Origin of the sequence: Sphingomonas sp. OK281, from assembly GCF_900115295.1 — a bacterium.
Taxonomy (GTDB): Bacteria; Pseudomonadota; Alphaproteobacteria; order Sphingomonadales; family Sphingomonadaceae; genus Sphingomonas.
Genome location: NZ_FOVZ01000004.1, coordinates 126,495 through 143,318 on the forward strand (window position 1 = coordinate 126,495; position 16,824 = coordinate 143,318).

19 protein-coding genes are annotated in these 16,824 nt (G+C 66.6%); 3 read left to right on the top strand and 16 right to left on the bottom strand.

The window, feature by feature from the left end; all coding sequences use genetic code 11:
• Positions 1-31 precede the first annotated feature (31 nt).
• The gene (locus BM244_RS14860) at positions 32-1,417 is read left to right on the top strand and encodes a UdgX family uracil-DNA binding protein (RefSeq protein ID WP_093399695.1); all 1,386 of its coding nucleotides are present in this window, start codon (positions 32-34) and stop codon (positions 1,415-1,417) included.
• A 112-nt stretch (positions 1,418-1,529) separates the two neighbouring features.
• Here BM244_RS14860 and BM244_RS14865 read toward each other — a convergent pair whose 3' ends face one another.
• Positions 1,530-2,327 (bottom strand): aldo/keto reductase, encoded by a 798-nt coding sequence (locus BM244_RS14865; RefSeq protein WP_093399696.1) that lies wholly within the window; start codon positions 2,325-2,327, stop codon positions 1,530-1,532.
• Positions 2,328-2,407: 80 nt separating this feature from the next.
• Between BM244_RS14865 and BM244_RS14870 the strand changes: the two genes are divergently transcribed.
• Positions 2,408-3,040, top strand: a complete 633-nt coding sequence (locus tag BM244_RS14870) for a DedA family protein (protein ID WP_093399697.1) — start codon at positions 2,408-2,410, stop codon at positions 3,038-3,040.
• On the opposite strand, the gene BM244_RS14875 is transcribed toward BM244_RS14870, so the two are convergent.
• From BM244_RS14875 to BM244_RS14935, 13 genes are all read right to left on the bottom strand, one after another.
• Positions 3,037-3,738 carry a DJ-1/PfpI family protein gene (locus BM244_RS14875; protein ID WP_093399698.1) on the bottom strand — a complete coding sequence of 234 codons (702 nt, stop codon included), beginning with the start codon at positions 3,736-3,738 and terminating at the stop codon, positions 3,037-3,039. The two genes, BM244_RS14870 and BM244_RS14875, sit on opposite strands and share 4 nt — an antisense overlap.
• A 285-nt stretch (positions 3,739-4,023) precedes the next feature.
• Complete coding sequence (locus BM244_RS14880; protein ID WP_093399699.1) at positions 4,024-4,533, bottom strand: DUF2306 domain-containing protein; 510 nt, start codon at positions 4,531-4,533, stop codon at positions 4,024-4,026.
• Between the two features lie 653 nt (positions 4,534-5,186).
• The gene (locus BM244_RS14885; RefSeq protein ID WP_093399700.1) at positions 5,187-5,744 is read right to left on the bottom strand and encodes a hypothetical protein; all 558 of its coding nucleotides are present in this window, start codon (positions 5,742-5,744) and stop codon (positions 5,187-5,189) included.
• A 72-nt stretch (positions 5,745-5,816) separates the two neighbouring features.
• Positions 5,817-6,353 (bottom strand): demethoxyubiquinone hydroxylase family protein, encoded by a 537-nt coding sequence (locus BM244_RS14890; RefSeq protein WP_056061210.1) that lies wholly within the window; start codon positions 6,351-6,353, stop codon positions 5,817-5,819.
• Positions 6,350-6,832: a disulfide bond formation protein B gene (locus tag BM244_RS14895; RefSeq protein WP_093400041.1), complete on the bottom strand. Its 483-nt coding sequence runs from the start codon at positions 6,830-6,832 to the stop codon at positions 6,350-6,352. Before BM244_RS14895 ends, BM244_RS14890 begins: the two co-directional genes overlap by 4 nt.
• A 20-nt stretch (positions 6,833-6,852) precedes the next feature.
• The gene (locus tag BM244_RS14900; protein ID WP_093399701.1) at positions 6,853-8,238 is read right to left on the bottom strand and encodes a S41 family peptidase; all 1,386 of its coding nucleotides are present in this window, start codon (positions 8,236-8,238) and stop codon (positions 6,853-6,855) included.
• Between the two features lie 290 nt (positions 8,239-8,528).
• Positions 8,529-9,701, bottom strand: a complete 1,173-nt coding sequence (locus BM244_RS14905) for a murein hydrolase activator EnvC family protein (RefSeq protein ID WP_093399702.1) — start codon at positions 9,699-9,701, stop codon at positions 8,529-8,531.
• Positions 9,702-9,704: 3 nt separating this feature from the next.
• Positions 9,705-10,127, bottom strand: a complete 423-nt coding sequence (locus tag BM244_RS14910) for a 23S rRNA (pseudouridine(1915)-N(3))-methyltransferase RlmH (protein ID WP_093399703.1) — start codon at positions 10,125-10,127, stop codon at positions 9,705-9,707.
• Positions 10,128-10,145: 18 nt separating this feature from the next.
• Positions 10,146-10,553, bottom strand: a complete 408-nt coding sequence (gene rsfS / locus BM244_RS14915) for a ribosome silencing factor (protein ID WP_056061225.1) — start codon at positions 10,551-10,553, stop codon at positions 10,146-10,148.
• 21 nt (positions 10,554-10,574) lie between these two features.
• Positions 10,575-11,198, bottom strand: a complete 624-nt coding sequence (locus tag BM244_RS14920; protein ID WP_093399704.1) for a nicotinate-nucleotide adenylyltransferase — start codon at positions 11,196-11,198, stop codon at positions 10,575-10,577.
• Positions 11,195-11,482 (bottom strand): type II toxin-antitoxin system RelE/ParE family toxin, encoded by a 288-nt coding sequence (locus BM244_RS23880; protein ID WP_093399705.1) that lies wholly within the window; start codon positions 11,480-11,482, stop codon positions 11,195-11,197. The genes BM244_RS14920 and BM244_RS23880 overlap by 4 nt, the downstream gene beginning before the upstream one ends.
• The gene (locus BM244_RS14930) at positions 11,479-11,712 is read right to left on the bottom strand and encodes a CopG family ribbon-helix-helix protein (RefSeq protein WP_132833367.1); all 234 of its coding nucleotides are present in this window, start codon (positions 11,710-11,712) and stop codon (positions 11,479-11,481) included. Before BM244_RS14930 ends, BM244_RS23880 begins: the two co-directional genes overlap by 4 nt.
• Before the next feature lie 52 nt (positions 11,713-11,764).
• The gene (locus BM244_RS14935) at positions 11,765-13,027 is read right to left on the bottom strand and encodes a glutamate-5-semialdehyde dehydrogenase (protein WP_093399706.1); all 1,263 of its coding nucleotides are present in this window, start codon (positions 13,025-13,027) and stop codon (positions 11,765-11,767) included.
• 77 nt (positions 13,028-13,104) lie between these two features.
• Between BM244_RS14935 and BM244_RS14940 the strand changes: the two genes are divergently transcribed.
• Entirely contained in the window at positions 13,105-14,214 is a 1,110-nt protein-coding gene (locus BM244_RS14940; protein ID WP_093399707.1) for a DUF3667 domain-containing protein, read from the top strand.
• Between the two features lie 150 nt (positions 14,215-14,364).
• Here BM244_RS14940 and BM244_RS14945 read toward each other — a convergent pair whose 3' ends face one another.
• Positions 14,365-14,742 carry a hypothetical protein gene (locus BM244_RS14945; protein ID WP_254784465.1) on the bottom strand — a complete coding sequence of 126 codons (378 nt, stop codon included), beginning with the start codon at positions 14,740-14,742 and terminating at the stop codon, positions 14,365-14,367.
• A 63-nt stretch (positions 14,743-14,805) separates the two neighbouring features.
• Entirely contained in the window at positions 14,806-16,713 is a 1,908-nt protein-coding gene (gene ftsH / locus BM244_RS14950; protein WP_254784505.1) for an ATP-dependent zinc metalloprotease FtsH, read from the bottom strand.
• Between the last annotated feature and the right edge of the window lie 111 nt (positions 16,714-16,824).

Below are 16,824 nucleotides of genomic sequence, written 5' to 3' on the forward strand. Positions count from 1 at the left end.
GCTGGTCCCCCTCCCCGTGCCGGGGAGGATTATGCGCGTCGTAACGCTATCCGAACCCGACGACTTCGACGGCTGGCGCGATGCAGCGCGTGGCCTGATCGCGGAGGACGTCCCCCCCGACGACGTCGTCTGGCAGGTCGGCGACGAACCGGTCGATCTGTTCGCAACCGTGGCGGAACCAGCTACAGCCCCGCCCCCCGGCGCGTTCTCCGTGCACCGCGCATTTATCGACCTAGCCCGCAGCGCGATTCTCGGCAGCGATCCGGAGCGGTTCGCGCTGCTCTACACGTTGCTCGCCCGCCTCCGTCGCGAGCCGAAACTGATCGAGGACCGCGCCGATCCGCTCGTCCGCCGGCTCGACCGGATCGCCAAGGACGTTCGCCGCGACATCCACAAGATGCGCGCGTTCCTCCGTTTCCGCGAGGTCGAGGAGGACGGCGGAACCCGCTTCGTCGCGTGGTTCGAACCCGATCACCACATCGTCCGCGCCAACGCGGCGTTCTTCGTCAACCGCTTCGCCAGCATGCGCTGGTCGATCCTGACGCCCGAAGTCTCGATCCACTGGGACGGCAAGGCGCTCAGCGAAGGCCCCGGCGCGAGCAAGGCGGATGCCCCCGACGGCGATCCGACCGAGGAAGTCTGGAAGACCTATTACGCCAGCATCTTCAATCCGGCACGCGTGAAGATCGGCGCGATGCTGAAGGAGATGCCGAAGAAATACTGGAAGAACATGCCCGAGACCGCGCTGGTGCCCGGTTTGCTGGCGGCGGCGCAGGCACGAGAGAGCGGGATGATTGCAAAGGCGCGCGACACGGTTGGCGGCAACAGCCTGATCGCATGGGAAGCGCTCCGGGACGAGGCGTCGGGGTGCACCCGCTGCCCGCTCTACAAGCCGGCAACGCAAACCGTGTTCGGCGAAGGGCCGGTCGATGCGCAGCTGATGTTCGTCGGCGAACAACCGGGTGACCAGGAGGATATCGCCGGACGTCCGTTCGTCGGGCCGGCGGGCCAGATGTTCGACAAGGCGATGGCGGAGGCTGGTGTCGACCGGTCACGCGCGTACGTCACGAACGCGGTGAAGCACTTCAAGTTCGAGCAGCGCGGGAAGCGACGCATTCACGCCAAGCCAGGCGCCGGCGAGATCGACGCATGCCGCTGGTGGATCGAGCAGGAGCAGATGTTGATCAAGCCGAAGGTGACGGTGGCGCTGGGCGCGACGGCGGCGCGGTCGCTGTTCGGCAAGGTGATGACGATCGGGCGGGAGCGCGGGCGGGCGTTGCAGTTGCCGGATGGAGGCGAGGCCTGGATCACGGTGCATCCAAGCTATCTGCTGCGGCTCCCGGATCCGGCTCAGGCTGCGGAGGAATATGCGCGGTTCGTGGAGGATCTTCGGGTTGTTGGGGGACGGATCGCCTGATCCTCCCCGGTACGGGGAGGGGGACCGCGACGCGTAGCGGCGGGGTGGAGGGGGGGCTCCACACGCGATACGCTCGGGGTGATCCCCCTCCACCAGCTGCGCTGGATAAGGATCACATCGCGTTGGGTTCTGGTCCCAAGCGGCCGGCGGGATCGTCGAGCGCTTCGATCGCGGCCATGTCTTCGTCGTCCAGCGTCAAATCGAGAGCGGCGAAATTGTCCGCGAGATGCTCGGCATCCGACGCTTTCGGGATCACCGAGAAGCCGTTTGCGAGATGCCATGCGAGAATCACCTGCGCCGCGCTGCGGCCGTGCTTGTCGGCGATCCGGACGATGGCCTCGTCCTGCAACAACGTCTTGCCCTGACCGAGCGGGCTCCAGCTCTGCGTCACGATGCCGTGCGCCTCGTGATACGCGCGCTGTTCGCGTTGTTGGAAATTCGGATGAAGTTCGATTTGGTTGACCGACGGCGTCACGCCAGTCGCGGCGACGATCGCGTCGATATGCTCGGGGAGGAAGTTCGAGACGCCGATCGACTTCGCCTTGCCGACGTCGCGCAGCGCGATCATCGCCTTCCAGGCCTCGACATACTTGTCCTGCTTCGGCACTGGCCAGTGCATCAGGTACAGGTCGACGGACTCTACGCCGAGCAGCGCCAGGCTCTCGTCCATCGCTGCCTCGGGGTCGCCCTGCCGATCGTTCCAGAGCTTGGTCGTCAGGAACGCATCCGACCCCTTGTAGCCATCGCCGACGCCGCGTTCATTGTCGTAGATCGCGGCGGTGTCGACCAGCCGGAAGCCGATATCGAGCCCGGAGCGGACGATCGCCGCTGCCTGGCTGTCGGGAATCTGCCACGTACCCATGCCGAGCTGGGGCATGGTGCGGCCGTCGTTGAGTGTGAGATCTGTCATGCCGCACCAGCGAACGAACCGCGTGCCGGTTCCGATTTAGCACTTCCCTTCGTCGCCCGGTTCGCGCAATCGACCGAGCCATGTTCGAAAAGATCCTGGCCGTGCTGGCCACCTTCACGATCGGCGTCATCTCGTCGGGTGGCTATGTCGGCATCGCCTTGCTCATGGCGATCGAGAGCGCGTGCATCCCGCTGCCGTCCGAGATCATCATGCCGTTCGCCGGCTACCTCGTCTCGACCGGGCGGTTCGACCTGTATCTCGCCGCCACCGCCGGCGCGATCGGGTGCAATCTCGGTTCGATCGTCGCCTACGAGATCGGCAAGCGCGGCGGCCGACCGATGGCCGAACGCTGGGGCAAATACCTGCTGATCGGGCCGGGCGAGCTCGATGCGGCGGACCGGTTCTTCGCGCGCTGGGGCAGCATGGCAGTGCTGATCGGGCGCCTGCTGCCGGTGATCCGCTCGTTCATCGCCTTCCCCGCCGGCGTCGCACGGATGAAGCTGGTGCCGTTCCATGTCTACACCTTCGTCGGATCGTGGCCGTGGTGCTTCGGCCTCGCCTGGGTCGGCATGAAGCTTGGCGACAAATGGGACAGCGATCCGCGCGTGAAGGCCGCCTTCCACAGCGCCGACCTGCTGATCGGCGTCGTCCTGATCGCGCTCATCGCCTTCTACATCTGGCACCGCGTGCGTGGGCTGAAGCGTCACCCTTAAGCCTCTCGGGGGTAACCGCGACGCTTCGCCAACGCCCGCAGATCGTCGTCACGGGTCGGAGCGACGTGCGCGGTCCTCCGCTTCACCGCCGCAACGATATCGGGACCGGCCTTTTCGGGCGACCCGCTGTCGAACGGTGGTGCGGGATCATATTCGAGGCTGAGCTGGACCGCCCTGGCGTGGGCCTCGCCGCGGATCATCGCGGTCAGCGTCAGCGCGAAGTCGATCCCCGCGGTGACGCCGCCGCCGGTCACGCGGTTGCGATCGACCACGGTCCGCGCATCGACCGGGATCGCACCGAACAGCGGCAGCATGTCCCGCTGCGCCCAGTGGCAGCCTGCGCGATAGCCGTCGAGCAAGCCCGCCGCCCCGAGGATCAGCGATCCGGTGCAGACGCTCGTCACCCAGGTCGCGTCGGCGCCGATCGCCTGGACCCAAGCCATCGCCTCGTCGTCGGCGATCACGGCGTTGATCCCGAACCCGCCGGGGACGCAGAGGATGTCGGCGCGCGCCACGTCGGCGAAGGTCGCGGTCGGCAGGATCGAGAAGCCGGCGTCGGTCGGCACCGGATCGAGCGTCTTCCATACGAGATCGAGCCGAGCATTGCCGAGCCGCGACAGCACCTGCGCGGGGCCCGTCAGGTCGAGCTGCGTCACGTTGGGAAACAGCAGAAAGGCGATGCGCAGGGGTTCGACCATGGAGATGTTCCTAGCGAGAGGCGCTGTGGCGGGGGTCGGCGAGAGCGCGGCTCCCGATAGTCGCAAGTCGCGGAGAACCCCGGACTATTCGATATCGATCACGCGCGGTGCCCGAGTGAAGTATAGAAAGTATAGACGCTCGCACGGTATTCTTCCCGACCGCCGACACACTTTGGCGGGCGGTTCGAAGGGTCGCGTCCGGACAGGCTGCCATCGTCATCCGCGCAGCATGTCATGCCCGATCCTTGTAGGACACCGCGGACCGTAGAAGCGCACGCGACGGTGTCAGGCAAACAGCCATGTCCCGAGCATGCGCCCGAACGGAAAGGTGAAGACGCCGGCGATCAGCAGTGCGCCGGTGACCATGCCGCGGACGCTGCTGCGGTGGCGCGCGAGATGATGCGTGCGGGCGGACCACCAGATGATCGGGACCTGGACCAACGTGAAGATCGACAGCAGGTGGATGATGCCGAAGCCGCCGCTGCTCGTTCGGATGCCGAACGACGCGAGCGCGGTGGCGAGCATGGCGACGACCCAGATCGTGCCGAGCGCGCGATGCGGGCGATCGCCGCGCTTGCGCAGGAGCATGAGCGGGGTGAGCGCCAGCGCCACGAGGATGGTGGCGAGGTGGAACCAGACGATCGTCGGGACCTCCGGCCAGTGCGAGCGGCCGCGGATCAACGCCGTGAAGACGGCGGCGAGGAGGAGGATCGCGGCGTAGGCGAGAAGCTTTTCGTAGCCGTCGGCAGCGATCGGTCGCAGGCGGGTTTTTCGTTTTCCGAGTGTCAGTGCCATTCGTTTGCCCCCTTGCATGCCCCAGGGGGAGGGTACGGGGTGCACGAGGCGGAAGCCAAGGGCATTTCGGAGCGGCGTGTGCCGGCGGCCTAGCCAACACCGCAACGGGCTCCCTTCCTTGAAGGGAGGGGTTGGGGGTGGGTCGGCCGGATCGTGCCACTGGACGGTGCCGCTTGTGGAAGCCGACCCACCCCCTGCCCCTCCCTTTCAGGGAGGGGGGAAGTTGCGGTGCTCTCGCTTGCGCGGGCTTTACGGAAGAACCGGTACTTCCGCAGCCCGCGTCTTGTTCTCCAGGCGTGATTCCTTGACGCGCTGGTTGAAGCAGCCCGAGGCGCCGCCGGGGCCGACCGCGGAACAGCTGCCGATCGTGTTGACGCCCGAGCCGGCGTCGAGCGTGGCCTGCGCCTTGGTCGCCCAGCTGGCATTCCCCAGGGGGAGGGTACGGGGTGGACGAGGCGGAAGCCAAGAGCATTTTCGGAGCGGCGTGTGCCGGCGGCCTAGCTAACACCCTAACGTACTCCCCTCCCTGGAAGGGAGGGGTTGGGGGTGGGTCGGCCGGATCGTGCCACTGGCCTTGCCGCTTGTGGAAGCCGACCCACCCCCTGCCCCTCCCTTTCAGGGAGGGGGGAAGAAGGGCGCGGCTTTGCGAAGTCCTATGGGAGGACGGGGACTTCCGCAGCCCGCGTCTTGTTCTCCAGGCGCGATTCCTTGACGCGCTGGTTGAAGCAGCCCGATGCGCCACCGGGGCCGACCGCGGAACAGCTGCCGATCGTGTTGACGCCCGAGCCTGCGTCGAGCGTGGCCTGCGCCTTGGTCGCCCAGCTGGCATTCTCCGGCGTTACGACGAACTCCCGGAGTTCTTTCGGGACGCGGTATTGTTCCTGCGCGCTGCGACGGACGCAGACGACGATTTCCTCGCCGTTCTGGTTGGTCGGGCAGCGCTCGTTCCCGAACAAGGTCAGGACGCCGTTGATCGGCGCGTTGCGCGAGACCTGTGGGGGCGCGACGACCGGCTTGGGCTTGGTCGTCGCGCCAGGCAATGCCGGGGCCTGGGCCGGTGCCTTAGCCGGCAGTTGCGCCAGCGTCGGCCCCTTGTTGGCACCCGAAACTGCGTTGGCGCCCGAAACTGGGTTGGCGCCCGAAACTGGCTGCGCGGTCTGTGCGACCGCGGGTCCGGCGACGAGCAAGGCCGCCGCAAAAAGCATCTTCATACGCATCACTCCCACGCGTTCGTTCGGCTTGTTATCGTCGCTCGGCCCTGTCCGCCGATCCGATCCGCCCGCCTAAATCCGTTTGGCGGTTGCGATCGCGACCTTGCAGCCGAGCCGGATCGCAGCACTCAATACCGGATAGCCCGGCGTTTCCTCGGCCCCCGCAGCAATCGCGGTCGCCTTGTGTTCGAGTTCCTCGGCCTGGAAATCCAGGATCGCTGCCGATAGCTCGGGATCGCTGGCGCCAAGCTGAACGAGCTGTTCCTCGTAATGCTTGTCGATCTCGGTCTCGACCGCGGCGGTGCACGCCATCGCCGCACGCGGGCTGATCGCCGCCGTGACCGCACCGAGCGCGAAGCCGGCGACCTTCCAGATCGGCTGAAGCACCGTCGGCCGCACGCGGCGCTCGACGATCATCTTGTCGAAGAACGCGCGGTGACGTTCTTCTTGCTGCGCCATGTGGTGGATCGAGCGCGACGCCGGATGACGATCGCCGAGCACCGCCAACTGGCCCGCATAGATGCGGATCGCGCCGTATTCTCCGGCCTGATCGACGCGGATCATCGAATCGGTGGCGCGCTTGGCGTCGCCTGGCTTCCAGCCGCTCATCTCGTCTTCCTCATGAGTGCGAATATGGTGAACGCACCGACGAGGGAAAAGATCGCGTTGAAGCCGGCGAGCGAAATGCCGAGGAGCTTCCACTGCGGCGAATCGCAGCGCACCATCGGCGCGTTCATGATCGCGGCGAGACGCTCGGCGGCGGTCGTGCCGGCCATCGAGACGGTCGTGGTGCAGGCGGTAAAGCCGTTCCACCAATGATATTCGACGCCGGCATGCGCCACGCCGATCAGGCCGCTGATACCGATCAGCAAACCGGCGATGATGACCAGCGTGGCGCGTAGCGAGCGCCCCGGGACCAGGAACGTCGCGCCGGCGACCAGCACCGCAGCGTAATGCGGCCAGCGCTGCCAGTGGCACATCTCGCACGGATACAGTCCGCCGAGATATTGCGAGCCGAGCGCGCCGAGCAGCAGGAATGCCGGCAGCAGCAACGCGATGGCGCGTGCGATCTCTTCGTTCTTGGTCATGCCAAGCCCGCGACGCACGCTCACTTGGTGGCTGCCTTGTTCGCGTCGGCATCAGGCTTGATCGGACGTGGCTTGGTGGCAGCCGCGACCTGCACCGGGCCACCGAGGCGCGCGACGGTCTTCAGCGCGTAATAGAGCTGGAAATCGTCGATGCCCTGTTTCTTCAACTGGTCGGGCGTCTGCGAGAAGCGCGGATCGGTCTTGGTATCCTCCTCGAGCACCGCGTTGTCGGCCTTGACCTCGTTGATCAGGTGTTTCCGGAGATCGGCCTCGCGGAACACCGGGCGCGACTTGTAGTCGGGGTCGGTGAGCTGCGGAACCTTGATGTCGGGCTCGATCCCGCCCTCCTGCACCGAGCGGCCGGACGGCGTGAAGTAGCGCGCGGTGGTCAGGCGGAGTGCGGTCTCGGGGCCGAGCTGCAACACCGTCTGGACCGAGCCCTTGCCGAAGCTGCGCTCGCCCATGATCAGCGCGCGGTGGTGATCCTGCAGCGCGCCGGCGACGATCTCGGACGCGGAGGCGGTGCCGGGATCGGTGAGGACGACGACCGGCAGGCCGTGCGCGTCGTCGCCGGGCTTGGCGTAATAGCGCTCGATATCGGTCTTCTCGCGGCCGCGCTGCGAGACGATCTCGCCGTGATCGAGGAAGGCGTCGCTGACCTCGATCGCCTGAGTCAGAAGGCCGCCGCCATTTTCGCGGAGGTCGACGACATAGCCGAGCGGGCGATGGCCGAGCGACTTGTCGATGCTCATGATCGCCGCGCGCGTGTCGGCGCCGGTGTGCTCGCTGAACGTGTTGATGTTGATGTAGCCGACGTCGCCGCGGACTTCCCACTTTACCGGCTTCTGGACGATGATCTCGCGCATCATCGTCACGTCGAGCGGCTTGTCGCGGCCCGGACGGACGAGGCCCAATGTGATCTTGCTGCCGGGCTTGCCGCGCATCTTGCCGACCGCCTCGTCGAGCGAATCGCCGTAGATCAACTTGCCGTCGATATGCGTGATGTAGTCGCCGGACTTTACGCCCGCGCGGGCGGCGGGGGAGTCCTCCTGCGGGGCGACGACCTTGATCGCGCCGTCCTCCATCTGCACCGTCAGGCCGAGGCCGCCGTAATTGCCTTCGGTCATGATCCGGAGGTTTTCGTAGTCGAGCGCGTCGACATAGCTGGAGTGCGGATCGAGGCTGGCGAGCATGCCCTGGATCGCGCCCTTGATCAGCGTCTTGTCATCGACCTTGTCGACGTAATCCGCCTTCACGCGGTTGAAGACGTCGAGGAACTGGTCGAACTCGCGGTAGGTGTCGGTGTCGACCGCGGCCATCGCGGAGGTGGCGAGCGGGATCAGTGTCAACGCGCCGACGATCGCGGTCGCGGCAAGCAACGGGGTACGCAGTATAGGACGAGGCATCGATGGTCCTGCAACCTGAGAAAAGACGTGTCGTACGGTCGTGATGGCGTAGCGTAGCGGAACGCCGGCGGCAACGCGCGCGCGGAGTGAAGGCGCGTGGGGGTTAATGGGGGCTGACTGGCGGGGCGCGCTTTCCGATCCTCCCCCGCCAGGGGGAGGTGGCTGGCGCATGCCAGACGGAGGGGGAGGAAAGGGAAACCTCTGTTCCGTGTCCTCCCCCTCCGTCACCTTCGGCGACACCTCCCCCTTGCGGGGGAGGATCAAAAGACGCCGCCCATCCTATCAGTCGATCAGCGCGATCCTATCAACGCAGCGACATCGACCGGGCGCCCCTGGCGGCGGAGTTCGACGGTGATGCGCGGGTCTTCGCGGGGGGCGGCGCCGAGCGGGGCACCCATCGCGACGTGGTCTCCGGGTTTGGCGTCAGTGGCCGCGAGGCCGGTAACGAGGCTGGTCCAGCCGTCGGCGTGGTCGATGATGATGATGACACCGTAGTCGCGGAAGCGACGCGCGTAACGGATCGTGCCGGCGGCGGGTGCGATGACGCGCGCGCGCGGGGCGGTGGCGAAGGTGAGGCCGCGCGACCGGACGCCTGAGGCCGAAACCTCGTCGAAGCCGGTGACGAGCTGGCCCGCTACCGGGGTGCGGTACACGCCACTTGGGGGTGCCGGGCGTGTGGTGCCGGGCGCGATCGGGCGTGGGATCGGGCCGGCGAGCCCAATCAGGCTGGCGGCGGTTGCCTTGGCGTTGGTGGTGGCGGCCATGCCGTCGACCAGATCGCGCGCGCGTTCGCCGAGCGCCAGCGCGCGATCGGACTCGCTGAGTGCTCCGCGGCCAAGCGTCTGGCTACGCTGGCGGTGGCGGGCTTCGAGGGTGGCCAGCGCGATGCGATCGTTCTCCAGTTGCGCGCGACCGTCGGAGAGCGCCTTGGCGGCGAGCGTGGCGCTGGCTTGCAGGCGACGGGTCTCGGCGAGTTCGACGCGGACGGCTTCGGTGCGCTGGCGAACCACGGGAAGCGCGCTGCCTAGTACCGCGCGGACATGGACGAGGTCGTCGACCGATCCCGGCTGCGCGACCGCGACGATCGTCGGGCGGCGGGCCAGCGACTCCAGCGCCGCGAGCAACCGGGCGACCGGGGCTTGTGCGCGGCCGAGCTTGGCGCGTTGATCGGACAGCAGGCGCTCGACTAGCGTTACGCGCGCGCTTGCGGTGGCTAGGTTCGCTTCGGCGGCGGTAACGCGCGCAGCGAGCGCCTCCTCTTCACGGCGCGCCTTGTCGGCGGCGTTGCGTTCCTGGGTAGCAGCGGCGGCGAGCTTGGCGGCACGCGCGGCGGCGATCGCGGCGTCACGTTTGGCCGCGACCAGGCGTTGCTGCTCGGTCGCCAGTTCGGGCGCGTCAGTCTGCGCGGTTACGCTCGCCGCCGCGAACAGCGCCGCGATCGCGAGAACGCCCCCTACCCTCATGCATCACCCTTCGCGGTGATAGGGGTGGTTGGCAAGGATGCTGGTCGCGCGGAAGAGCTGCTCGGCGAGCATCGCCCGCGCCAGCAGATGCGGCCATGTCGCACGGCCGAACGAGAACAGCAGATCCGCCTCGTCGCGCGCCGAATCATCGAAGCCGTCGGCGGCGCCGATCATGAACCGCGCCTCGCGCACGCCGTCGTCCCGCCATCGCTCGAGCTTTTGCGCGAACTGCGTCGACGACAGCGTCTCGCCCTTCTCGTCGAGCAGGATACGCTTGGTCTGCTCGCCGACGAGCGGGATCTTGCCGCCGGTGTCGGGGAGCTCGCTGACCTTGGTCGGCCAGGCGATCCGCTTGAGATAGCGGTCGACGAGCTCGGCCTCGGGCGAGCGCCCGATCCGACCGCGGGCGACGATGTGGAGCAGCACCGCCGCCTCTAGGTCGGTTTAGTCTTCGTCGGTGAAGGTCGGCACGGGCGGCGGCGCCGGTGCGTCGCCGAATGCCCACATCCGCTCGAGATTGTAGAAGCTGCGGACTTCGGGGCGGAACAGGTGGACGATGACGTCGGTCGCGTCGATCAGCACCCAGTCGGCGGTCGGCAGGCCTTCGATCTTCACCGGGCGCTTGAACTCGGCCTTGATCCGCTCGGCCAGCTTCTGCGCCATCGAGGCGACCTGGCGGGTCGAACGACCGCTGGCGATCACCATGTAATCGGCGATGCTGGTCTTGCCCGCGAGCGGGATCGAGATGGTCTCGACCGCCTGGTCGTCGTCGAGCGACGCGAGGATCAGGCGATGCAGCGCCTCAACCTCTTCGGGGTCGGTCGCGCGAGGGGCAGTAGGGGAAGTGGCCAAGTCAGCTCCTGGGTAAGGGTATCAATCCGGCAACGTGCCGGAACGGTCGGGCGGCCCAGCAACGTGCCGGAACCAGTCTGGATTCACGGCGCGCAGGCCGGTTGCGGAGGTCGGGTCGGGTCGGAAGCGCAACAGCACGAGGGCCGGCAATCTCCACGTCGTCCAGCTCTTCGCATGGTCTGTGCGCCGTTGGAAGCGCCGCAGCCAACCCATCGCGGGGGCCGCGAGGGCGCGCCCGTCATATCCCGGACGCGCGATTACCGCAATCGGAACCTCGCGGACGATCTGGCGCCAGTTCTTCCAGCGGTGGAAGTCCGCGAGATTGTCCGCGCCCATCAGCCAGATGAAGCGAATTTTCGGGTACCGCCGCTTGAGCTTGCGGATCGTATCGAGCGTGTAGCGGGTGTGCAGCCGCGCCTCGATATCGGTCGCGCGGATCGGCGCGCGGCGGGCCATTTTTCGCGCCGAGGCAAGGCGGGCGGGAAGCGGCGCCATGTCGTTCGCGGCATCCTTGAGCGGGTTGCCAGGGGATACCAGCCACCACGCCTCGTCGAGCACGAGGGCATCGATCGCCGCGAGCGTGATGCCGCGGTGGCCGCGGTGCGCGGGATTGAACGACCCGCCGAGAATGCCGACGTGGGTCATAGGAACTGCTGTCGGTCACGCGCGACGTGAATGACGCGGACAATGAACAGGTCACCGTCCGCCAACCGATAGAGCAAGATGTAAGGCGTACCTGCGACGCGCCATTTACGCAGTCGGGTATTTGGCACCGCCGGCCCCGCGCCCGGGTAATCCAACAGAAATCTGGCTGCGTTTACCGCTGAGGTGCCAACCCGGCTCGCGGTATTCGGATCAATCTTGTCGAATTCGTCATCGATTATCGCAAGATCGGCCTGCGCGTCGCGCGACCATCTCACGCCCCTCATGCAGCGTTGGCGGTCTTATGCCGTTGCGCAAACCAGGCTTCCATTTCCTCCTGCGTGAGATAATCGCCCCGCGCGATCGAATCCTCGCCGGCCTGGATGAAGTCCAGAAATTCGAGTTCCTCATCGACGCGACGCGCGATCGCTTCGGCGGCGATGGTACTAGCGTCGACGCCGCGGCGCTGCGCCAATGTCGCGAGTTTGTCGGCAACGCCGGGCTCGATCGCGATCATCAAGGTCGATGCGTTCGTCATGTCGCGAACATGCGCTTTCCACCTCTTACAATCAACCGCGCACCTGGCCGGTGCCGCGGCCGATCCATTTGTAGGTGGTGAGGCCCTCGAGCGCGACCGGGCCGCGGGCGTGGAGGCGGCCGGTGGCGATGCCGATCTCCGCGCCGAGGCCGAATTCGCCGCCATCGGCGAACTGGGTGGAGGCGTTCCAGAGGACGATCGCGCTGTCGACCGCGGTGAGGAAGCGCTCGGCGACGGTCGCATCGTCCGTGACGATCGCGTCGGTGTGGTGCGAGCCGTGGCGCGCGATGTGTGCGACCGCGCCGTCCAGCCCGTCGACGATCGCGACCGAGGCGATCGCATCGAGATATTCGGTATCCCAGTCCGCGGGATCGGCGGCCCCGATCTCCGCAACGAGGGCGCGTGCGCGTGCGTCGCCGCGCACCTCGCATCCCGTCGCCGCGAGGCTACGGATCAAGGCGGGTGCGTCCGCGTAGTCGCGATCGATCAACAGGGTTTCCATCGAGCCGCAGACGCCGGTGCGGCGCATCTTCGCATCGACGATCACGGCTTCAGCCATCGCCGGATCGGCCGATGCATGCACAAAGACATGATTGATACCGTCGAGATGCGCGAGGACGGGCACGCGCGCTTCGGCCTGGACCCGCGCCACGAGGCTCTTGCCGCCGCGGGGGATGATCAGGTCGATCATCCCATCCGCCTTCAGCATCGCGCCGACCGCAGCGCGATCGGTAGTCGGTACGAGTTGCACCGCGTCGACGGGCACCCCGCCCACCTTCAATCCTGCGACCAGTGCCGCGTGGATCGCGCGGTTGCTCTTCACCGCTTCCGACCCGCCACGCAGGATCGCTGCGTTGCCGGCCATCACGCAGAGCGCGGCGGCGTCGGCAGTGACGTTGGGACGACTCTCGTAGATGATGCCGATCACGCCGATCGGCACGCGGACGCGCGAGAGCTTGAGGCCGTTCGGACGCTCGCTCGAGTCGATCACCTGCCCGACCGGATCGGCGAGCGCCGCCACGGCTGCGACGCCGTCCGCCATCGCCGCGACCCGCGCTTCGTCGAGCCGCAACCGATCGAGCAGCGCACTCGACAGACCCGCCTCGGCCGCGCGCGTCATGTCTTCCGCGTTCGCCGCAACGATTTCAGACGATGCCGCACGGATCGACTCCGCCGCCGACGCCAGGGCCGCAGCCTTCCGCTCGGATGGCATCGCCGCGAGCACCAGCGCGGCGGAGCGCGCGCGGCGGCCCATTTCGGCAATCATTTCGGTCGGATTTTCTGCGTCGGCCATGGCCTGCGCGGTAGCATGCGAAGCCCCTCGCGCCAACGTCGCGAACTCGTTACGCTACCGATATCGCAGGGGGACGCATGACCGGGGATATCGAAGCAACGGCGGATATCGCCACGGGTACAGTCGTCGGGCACGCGTTCGAGCCGAAGGCGGGCGAAGCTCGTCACGCGTCTGCGGGCCACGGCCTGGATGATGCGCTGTGCCTGAATTGCGGGACGCGGTTGCTGGGCGAGCACTGCCACGCGTGTGGTCAATCGGCGCATGTCCATCGCTCGCTCGGCGGGATCGGGCATGAGATCGCACACGGCGTGTTCCATTTCGAAGGCAAGATATGGCGGACTTTGCCGCTGCTTGTGCTGCATCCAGGTGCGCTCACGCGGCGGTACGTCAATGGCGAGCGGGCGCGGTTCGTGTCGCCGCTGGCGCTGTTCCTGTTCACCGTCTTCCTGATGTTCGCGACGATCGGCGCGGTCGGCGGGGAAATGACGAAGGACTTTATCCGGGACGGGCGTGCCGGGAAGACGTCCGATTATGCGCGCGAGGCCGCGAGGGCTCGCGCCGCGCTGGACAAGGTCGAGGCGCAGCGGGCGGTTGCGACGCATGCCCCCGCCACATATTCGTCCGAACAGCGTGCCACCCTCGATCGGCAGGCAAGCGCGCTCCGTACCACGGTTCGCGCGCTCGGCGTCGCCGCGGCTATGCAGGAGGGAGGCGCCAACGGTACGCTGGTCGACCTGGGCGATTTCAAGACCGGCTGGGAGCGGCTGGACCACGGGATCGCCAAAGCGAACGGCAACCCGGGCCTGATGTTCTACAAGCTGCAGACCAGCGCGTATAAATACAGCTGGGGCCTGATTCCGTTATCCGTGCCGTTCATGGCGCTCCTGTTCCTGTGGCGGCGCCAGCATCATCTCTACGATCACGCAATCTTCGTGACCTATTCGCTCGCGTTCATGATGCTGTTGACGATCGTGCTGATCGTTGCGGGTGTGATCGGGGTCGCGGAGGGCTGGATCGTGATGGCGGCGATGTGCGTGCCGCCAGTCCACATGTTCGCGCAGCTTCGGGGTGCGTATTCCCTGCGGAAGTGGTCGGCGGCGTGGCGGACGGTGGCATTGCTGACGTTCGCGTTCACGGTGTTGCTGGCATTTATCGTGTTGCTGTTGCTGCATGGTCTGACGGACTGAGCGTTACCCGGTGGGTTCTGCCAACTTCCGTTCGTCCTGAGCGAAGTCGAAGCACCTTCGCGCGGGGCATGCCCTTCGACTTCGCTCAGGACGAACGGGGGAAAGAGGACATCCTCGACATCCTGAACTTCCCCACGACTCCGAACATTCTCAACGGCAGGGGTAGAGGTTCGCCAGGACGCGGGCGTAGCCGTCCTTGAGGGGGCGCTTCCGATAGCTGGCTGGGAGTTCGTTGAGGCCATCCAGCATGTCCATGATACCGACGGACTCCCCTTCGGGGACGCAGGCGATCGGTGGCTTGCCGGCGGCGGCGCGGGCGGCGCGTTCCGCCTTCAGCTGGTTGGTTGCCGCCTTGGCTTCAGCCTTCAGCGCGGGAAGGTCGGGGGACATCAGCGCCATCGGGCCCTGGTCGGGGAGCGCGTTGGCACGGGCCAGGAAGGTGCCGACGGTTATCGCCGCGCTTGCCGGCATCGCCACGCCGACCATCAGCAACGCTGCGACTACAGCCTTCGAACGCGAATACGACATGGGCGGCCTTTCCGATAAAAGACCGCCCATGGAGCTACTTAAGTGACTGTCCGGTGAACCGGATCACGCCCCCAAGGGGGTTGGCGTACCGAACGGACCAGACGGGCGCCGCGTCTTGGGGATCGACGTACCCGCACGTGGGACGGTCGACGCCTTCGCACCCGGATCCGGACGATCGAGATCCTCGCCGGCGATCAGCTTCTTGATCTCGTCGCCGGTCAGCGTCTCGAATTCGAGCAGCGCGCCGGCCACGGTGTGAAGCTGGTCGACATGATCGCTCAGCACCTGCTTGGCGCGGTCGAGACCACCTTCGACGATCCGCTTGATCTCGTCGTCGATCAACTGCGCGGTCTGGTTCGACATGCGCGATGGACGGCTCGACGAGTAACCGAGGAACGACTCACCCTCGGGCTCGCCATATTCGAGCGGTCCGACCTTGTCGGACATGCCCCAGCGCGTGACCATGTCGCGTGCCAGACCCGTGGCGTACTGAATATCGCCCGAGGCTCCGCTCGAAACCTTGTCGTAGCCGAAGATGACTTCCTCGGCGACGCGGCCACCCATCGAGACCGCGAGGTTCGCGTACATCTTGTCGCGGTGATAGCTGTACGAGTCACGCTCGGGCAGACGCATCACCATGCCCAGTGCGCGACCGCGCGGGATGATCGTCGCCTTGTGGATCGGATCCGACGCGGCCTCGTGCATCGCGACGACGGCATGACCGGCCTCATGATACGCAGTCATCCGCTTCTCGTCGTCGGTCATGACCATGCTGCGACGCTCGGCGCCCATCATGACCTTGTCCTTGGCCTCCTCGAACTCGGCCATCGCCACTAGGCGCTTGCCCTTGCGCGCCGCATGCAGCGCCGCCTCGTTGACGAGGTTGGCGAGATCGGCACCCGAGAAGCCGGGCGTACCGCGTGCGATCACGCGCGCGTCGACGTCGGGTGCGAGCGGCACCTTCTTCATGTGCACTTCGAGGATCTTGATGCGACCCTCGATATCCGGACGCGGCACGGTGACCTGGCGATCGAAACGGCCCGGACGCAGCAGCGCGGGGTCTAGCACGTCGGGACGATTGGTCGCGGCGATGATGATAATGCCTTCGTTCGCCTCGAAGCCGTCCATCTCGACCAGTAGCTGGTTCAGCGTCTGCTCGCGCTCGTCGTTACCGTTGCCGAGCCCCGCACCGCGATGACGACCGACCGCATCAATTTCGTCGATGAAGACGATGCACGGTGCGGACTTCTTCGCCTGCTCGAACATATCACGAACACGGCTCGCACCGACGCCGACGAACATTTCGACGAAGTCAGAGCCCGAGATCGTGAAGAACGGAACGCCGGCCTCACCCGCGATCGCGCGGGCGAGCAGCGTCTTGCCGGTACCCGGCGAGCCGACCAGCAGCGCGCCCTTGGGGATCTTGCCGCCGAGGCGGGCGAACTTGGTCGGGTCCTTCAGGAACTCGACGATCTCCTCGAGCTCTTCGCGAGCCTCGTCGATGCCTGCGACGTCCTGGAAGGTGACCTTGCCCTCCTTCTGCGTCAGCATCTTGGCGCGCGACTTGCCGAAGCCCATCGCGCCGGAGCCCGAATTCTTCTGCATCTGCTTCAACACGAAGAACGCGATGCCGAGGAACAGCAGGAACGGCAGCGACTGATACAGGAGCAGCGCCAGCATCGACGGGCCCTCTTCGGGCTTCGCACTGATCGACACGCCCTTCTCGCGCAGCTTCGGCACCAGCGTCGAATCCGGGATCGGGTACGACTTGAACTTCTCGCCCGAGGACAGCGTCCCCGAGATGATATCGCGCGAGATGTTGACGTCCTTGACGGTGCCCTCGTCGACCTTGTCAAGGAACGCCGAATACGCGATCGTGTTGCCAGTCGACGCGGCCGTGCGGCCATCGAACATGGTCACGAACAGCGCCAGCGCGAGCAGGATGCCGACCCAGATCAACAGGCTCTTCATCCAAGGATTGCCGCCGCCGCCGTTCTCGGGACCGCCATTGCCGGGGCCTCCGTTCCCAGGGCCCTGGGGCTTCTGCCCGCGGTTCTCGTTGTCGTTCATGGGTGCACGATA

Excerpts from the sequence above, each read along its gene's own strand:
- BM244_RS14860 (WP_093399695.1), top strand. The coding sequence starts at position 32 with ATGCGCGTCGTAACGCTATCCGAACCCGACGACTTCGACGGCTGGCGC.
- BM244_RS14865 (WP_093399696.1), bottom strand. The coding sequence starts at position 2,327 with ATGACAGATCTCACACTCAACGACGGCCGCACCATGCCCCAGCTCGGC.
- BM244_RS14870 (WP_093399697.1), top strand. The coding sequence starts at position 2,408 with ATGTTCGAAAAGATCCTGGCCGTGCTGGCCACCTTCACGATCGGCGTC.
- BM244_RS14875 (WP_093399698.1), bottom strand. The coding sequence starts at position 3,738 with ATGGTCGAACCCCTGCGCATCGCCTTTCTGCTGTTTCCCAACGTGACG.
- BM244_RS14880 (WP_093399699.1), bottom strand. The coding sequence starts at position 4,533 with ATGGCACTGACACTCGGAAAACGAAAAACCCGCCTGCGACCGATCGCT.
- BM244_RS14885 (WP_093399700.1), bottom strand. The coding sequence starts at position 5,744 with ATGAAGATGCTTTTTGCGGCGGCCTTGCTCGTCGCCGGACCCGCGGTC.
- BM244_RS14890 (WP_056061210.1), bottom strand. The coding sequence starts at position 6,353 with ATGAGCGGCTGGAAGCCAGGCGACGCCAAGCGCGCCACCGATTCGATG.
- BM244_RS14895 (WP_093400041.1), bottom strand. The coding sequence starts at position 6,832 with ATGACCAAGAACGAAGAGATCGCACGCGCCATCGCGTTGCTGCTGCCG.
- BM244_RS14900 (WP_093399701.1), bottom strand. The coding sequence starts at position 8,238 with ATGCCTCGTCCTATACTGCGTACCCCGTTGCTTGCCGCGACCGCGATC.
- BM244_RS14905 (WP_093399702.1), bottom strand. The coding sequence starts at position 9,701 with ATGAGGGTAGGGGGCGTTCTCGCGATCGCGGCGCTGTTCGCGGCGGCG.
- BM244_RS14920 (WP_093399704.1), bottom strand. The coding sequence starts at position 11,198 with ATGACCCACGTCGGCATTCTCGGCGGGTCGTTCAATCCCGCGCACCGC.
- BM244_RS23880 (WP_093399705.1), bottom strand. The coding sequence starts at position 11,482 with ATGAGGGGCGTGAGATGGTCGCGCGACGCGCAGGCCGATCTTGCGATA.
- BM244_RS14930 (WP_132833367.1), bottom strand. The coding sequence starts at position 11,712 with ATGATCGCGATCGAGCCCGGCGTTGCCGACAAACTCGCGACATTGGCG.
- BM244_RS14935 (WP_093399706.1), bottom strand. The coding sequence starts at position 13,027 with ATGGCCGACGCAGAAAATCCGACCGAAATGATTGCCGAAATGGGCCGC.
- BM244_RS14940 (WP_093399707.1), top strand. The coding sequence starts at position 13,105 with ATGACCGGGGATATCGAAGCAACGGCGGATATCGCCACGGGTACAGTC.
- BM244_RS14945 (WP_254784465.1), bottom strand. The coding sequence starts at position 14,742 with ATGTCGTATTCGCGTTCGAAGGCTGTAGTCGCAGCGTTGCTGATGGTC.
- ftsH (WP_254784505.1), bottom strand. The coding sequence starts at position 16,713 with ATGAAGAGCCTGTTGATCTGGGTCGGCATCCTGCTCGCGCTGGCGCTG.